The sequence below is a fragment of the Neisseria sicca VK64 genome (assembly GCF_000260655.1).
Taxonomy (GTDB): domain Bacteria; phylum Pseudomonadota; class Gammaproteobacteria; order Burkholderiales; family Neisseriaceae; genus Neisseria; species Neisseria sicca_B.
In genome coordinates this window covers 1-4,276 of the sequence record NZ_AJMT01000112.1, presented here as the reverse complement: position 1 = coordinate 4,276, position 4,276 = coordinate 1, and the positions used below count along the sequence as shown (strand labels likewise).

Below are 4,276 nucleotides of genomic sequence, written 5' to 3'. Positions count from 1 at the left end.
AATCCCGATTCCGGTTTTCAGACGACCTTTTGCTATAAATTACCTGATTCAGCCAACCTCCCATAAAAATTATTACTATAATTTATTTCAAATAAAAATAATAATATAATAATTATAAAATAATTCAAGAATAATTTTTATTGTATTAAAAATGCAAACATAGCATAATAATCATTATCAAAAAGGATATTCTCCTCCTGATATTTTATTTAATTCTAAAAACAAAAGGATATAATTATGTCCAACAGCTATATCGACCGCCGCACAGAAATATATAACCAACGAAATCAAAATAAGATTACGTTGAGTTTACGTTTATCCATTAAAGATGATTTGATTTTGCAAGAGCTTGCCGATGCTTGGGAAACAACCCGCCAAGACATCATTAATGATTTAATTCAAGAATTCATTATTCAAGACTGGGAGAACAAACGAATGATTGACAAACAAAAAGACGAAGAATTTGATAATTCAACTACAACACGATATTTCTTATTAAATACTAATAGTGCCAACGACTTGGAAGACCATAATTTCATGATGACAAACCAAGTAGCTGCTGCATTTGAAGATGGCTACAAAGAAAAAATCTGTCGGATTAAAAAAGGAGACTATGTATTCCTATACGCCTCCGGACAAGGAATTGTTGCATATGGTCAAGCAACAGGAATCGTAGAGAAAACCCATCATTATGGTGTTGATAATAAAACATTTTTTCAGAAACTAGAACATTTTGTCGATTTAAGTCAAAATCCAATCAAAGCAAGACAGGTTAAATCCATTTTGGGACGTTCTTTTCCTTTTGCCCAAACATTATCTCAGATTACTGATGGGGAAAAACTTTTGGAGAATCTCAAATAAGACAAAGTAAGGCTACAAGTATCCTGTAAAACGGCAGTTAAATTTCAAAAGGTCGTCTGAAATCCCGATTCCGGTTTTCAGACGACCTTTTGCTATAATACCCGCCAGTTTGAAAACGGAAGAAACCCATGTCCCGAATCGCCGCCCTGCCCGACCACCTCGTCAACCAAATCGCCGCCGGTGAAGTGGTCGAACGCCCCGCCAACGCCCTCAAAGAAATCGTCGAAAACAGCATAGACGCAGGCGCGACGGCGATTGAAGTCGAGTTGGCGGGCGGCGGCATCCGCCTCATCCGCGTCAGCGACAACGGCGGCGGCATCCACCCCGACGACATCGAACTCGCGCTCCACCGCCACGCCACCAGCAAAATCAAAACCTTAAACGATTTGGAACACGTCGCCAGCATGGGTTTTCGCGGCGAAGGCTTGGCAAGCATCGCCTCCGTCAGCCGCCTGACCCTGACCAGCCGCCAAGACGGCAGCGCACACGCAACCCAAGTCAAAGCCGAAGACGGCAAACTCAGCAGCCCCACCGCCGCCGCCCACCCCGTCGGCACCACCATCGAAGCCGCCGAACTCTTCTTCAACACCCCCGCGCGGCGCAAGTTCCTCAAATCCGAAAACACCGAATACGCCCACTGCGCCACCATGCTCGAACGCCTCGCACTGGCGCATCCGCACATCGCCTTCTCGCTCAAACGCGACGGCAAACAAGTGTTCAAACTCCCCGCCCAAAGCCTGCACGAACGCATAGCCGCCATCGTCGGCGAAGACTTTCAGGCGGCATCCTTAGAAATCGACAGCGGCAACGGCGCGCTGCGGCTCTACGGCGCCATCGCCAAACCCACCTTCGCAAAGGGTAAAACCGACAAACAATACTGCTTCGTCAACCACCGCTTCGTGCGCGACAAAGTCATGCTCCACGCCGTCAAACAGGCATACCGCGACGTATTGCACAACGCCCTCACCCCCGCCTTCGTCCTCTTCCTCGACCTGCCGCCCGAAGCCGTGGATGTTAACGTCCACCCCACCAAAACCGAAATCCGCTTCCGCGACAGCCAGCAGGTGCACCAACTCGTTTTCCACACCCTCAACAAAGCCCTCGCCGACACCCGCGCCGACTTGACCGAAAGCGTCGGCAACGCAGGCGAAGTGTTGCACGAAATCACAGGCATCCGTCCCGCGGCAACGTCGTCTGAAAACGAGCCTAGCGGGTTTCACCCAAACCCGACCGCGTCGTCTGAAAACATTTTCGCCGCCGCACCAAGCGCACACGCTTCCGAACCGCGCAGCACCTTCGGTTCCGGCAAAACCGCCCCCATGCCCTATCAGGCAGCACGCGCACCGCAGCAACGCAGCCTGTCCCTGCGCGAAAGCCGAGCCGCACTCAACACCTACGCCGAACTCTTCAAAAACACCGCAGCCGATGAAGCCGATATCGAGCTGGCACAATTCGAACAAGCCCGCTTCGGCACCACATCCGCCACGTCGTCTGAAAACCCCGCACGCAGCTTTTCAGACGACCCCAAACCCGAACTGCCGCCGCTCGGCTTCGCCATCGCCCAATTATTAGGCATCTACATCCTCGCCCAAGCCGAAGACAGCCTGCTGCTCATCGACATGCACGCCGCCGCCGAACGCGTCAACTACGAAAAAATGAAACGCCAGCGGCAGGAACACGGCAACCTGCAAAGCCAACGCCTGCTCATCCCCGTTACCTTCGCCGCGTCCCACGAAGAATGCGCCACCCTCGCCGACCACGCCGACACACTGGCAGGCTTCGGGCTGGAACTGTCCGACATGGGCGGCAACACCCTCGCCGTCCGCGCCGTCCCCGCCATGCTCGGCAAAGCCGACGTCGTCTCGCTCGCCAAAGACGTATTGGGCGAACTCGCCCAAGTCGGCAGCAGCCAAACCATCGAAGAACACGAAAACCACATCCTCGCCACCATGTCCTGCCACGGTTCCGTCCGCGCCGGCCGCCAGCTCACCCTGCCCGAAATGAACGCCCTCCTGCGCGACATGGAAAACACCCCGCGCAGCAACCAATGCAACCACGGCCGCCCGACCTGGGTGAAACTGACGCTGAAAGAACTGGACGCACTGTTCTTACGCGGACAATAATGAAATATGGCCGAAAGACATAAAGCTACCTGAAAAACCACCGATACGGATTTTCAGACAGCCTGTTTATAAAAAATTCGATTATGAACAAAACCGCCCTTTGCATCCCCCTCATCTTGTTCACGCTGCCCGTTTATGCGGAAAAAACAAGCTATAACAAACCTGAATACTGGCGACTAATCCACTCCGACCCCGCCCAAGGAAAATCCATATACGGCAACACACTCGTCCGTTCACTTTCTCCGGGAAATTCGATAATAGAAATACGTTACGAAAAACCTAAGCCGATTATTCCGAACGAAACTATAAACGGCAGAAGTCGAATCATTGGCAAGGATTACGTCAAAACCCGTTTCAAATTCCAAATCGACTGCAAAAACAAAGAAATCTCATATGAAGAGAGCGCATTTTTTGACAGCAAGGATAAACTCAGTGCATACGAAATCTTGCCGGTAGAAGAGTTAAAATGGCATAAAATAAAAATCGGTTCGACTGCCGAAAAATTCTACCGCTTTACTTGCGAATTCTGAGGAGGGATATGATATTAAGGAATACAAAAGGCCGTCTGAAAATTCTTTCAGACGGCCTGTTAACTTTAATCCGCTCAATACTCAATCCTGTCCCAGCAAGCGTAGGTTGGGTCAAGACCCAACAAAGGCTCTAATCTTTCTGTAATGTTCAATTTTCAATCTAACCTACTACCAACAATGGGAATATTTTAAATGAATTGTTTAGATTTATTGGCATATATCGAAAAAAGGCCGCTTATGTATTTAAGCGAAAAAAATATAAAGATTTTAGAAAGTTTTATAACAGGATATTATCTATGTGAAGGACTCAATGATATACCTAGTCAAAAAGATGATATTTTTAGAGAAAAATTTTATTACTGGCTAATTGAGCAGTTTGATTTTCTTCAAACCACCCATACATGGCGTGGTCTGATTGAACAGATTGCCAAATTTGAAAATCGGGATGAGTTTGACTGTTTCTTTGATTACTTGAGACTGTTCAAAGAAAATTATGGGATTATTTCAACAGAACTTGAGCTAACGTAAACTCTACCTACCACTCAAAAATTACTTTCATCATTAATTTATATATAGTCAATTAAAATCAAAATAGGACAGTAACGCATCGTCAAATCGGGCGTAATCAGACAATACGGTTCGCAGATACCGCTTAATATTCGCCCACACCTTCTCAATCGGGTTGAGCTCAGGTGAATAAGGTGCAAGAGGCAATACCTTATGTCCCCATTTTTCCGCCATTTTCCGTAAGACACCCATACG

5 protein-coding genes are annotated in these 4,276 nt (G+C 48.0%); 4 read left to right on the top strand and 1 reads right to left on the bottom strand.

Going from position 1 to position 4,276, the window contains the following annotated elements; translation table 11 throughout:
* The first annotated feature begins 237 nt into the window (after positions 1 to 237).
* The 4 genes from HMPREF1051_RS06720 to HMPREF1051_RS06705 all read left to right on the top strand — a co-directional run bounded on the left by HMPREF1051_RS06720 (position 238) and on the right by HMPREF1051_RS06705 (position 4,042).
* Positions 238 to 861 (top strand): EVE domain-containing protein, encoded by a 624-nt coding sequence (locus tag HMPREF1051_RS06720; RefSeq protein ID WP_003766176.1) that lies wholly within the window; start codon positions 238 to 240, stop codon positions 859 to 861.
* A gap of 128 nt (positions 862 to 989) precedes the next feature.
* Positions 990 to 2,984, top strand: coding sequence for a DNA mismatch repair endonuclease MutL (gene mutL, locus HMPREF1051_RS06715; RefSeq protein ID WP_003766173.1), 1,995 nt, complete (start codon positions 990 to 992; stop codon positions 2,982 to 2,984).
* Between the two features lie 83 nt (positions 2,985 to 3,067).
* A complete protein-coding gene (locus HMPREF1051_RS06710; protein ID WP_003766184.1) occupies positions 3,068 to 3,514 on the top strand; it encodes a hypothetical protein in 447 nt (148 codons plus the stop codon).
* Positions 3,515 to 3,706: 192 nt separating this feature from the next.
* On the top strand, positions 3,707 to 4,042 hold the full coding sequence (locus HMPREF1051_RS06705) for a hypothetical protein (protein WP_003766183.1): 336 nt from the start codon (positions 3,707 to 3,709) through the stop codon (positions 4,040 to 4,042).
* A gap of 48 nt (positions 4,043 to 4,090) precedes the next feature.
* Here the strand turns inward: HMPREF1051_RS06705 and HMPREF1051_RS06700 are convergent.
* A partial coding sequence (locus HMPREF1051_RS06700; RefSeq protein WP_196794315.1) for a transposase occupies positions 4,091 to 4,276 on the bottom strand: 186 nt, incomplete at its 5' end.

Excerpts from the sequence above, each read along its gene's own strand:
- HMPREF1051_RS06720 (WP_003766176.1), top strand. The coding sequence starts at position 238 with ATGTCCAACAGCTATATCGACCGCCGCACAGAAATATATAACCAACGA.
- HMPREF1051_RS06705 (WP_003766183.1), top strand. The coding sequence starts at position 3,707 with ATGAATTGTTTAGATTTATTGGCATATATCGAAAAAAGGCCGCTTATG.
- HMPREF1051_RS06710 (WP_003766184.1), top strand. The coding sequence starts at position 3,068 with ATGAACAAAACCGCCCTTTGCATCCCCCTCATCTTGTTCACGCTGCCC.
- mutL (WP_003766173.1), top strand. The coding sequence starts at position 990 with ATGTCCCGAATCGCCGCCCTGCCCGACCACCTCGTCAACCAAATCGCC.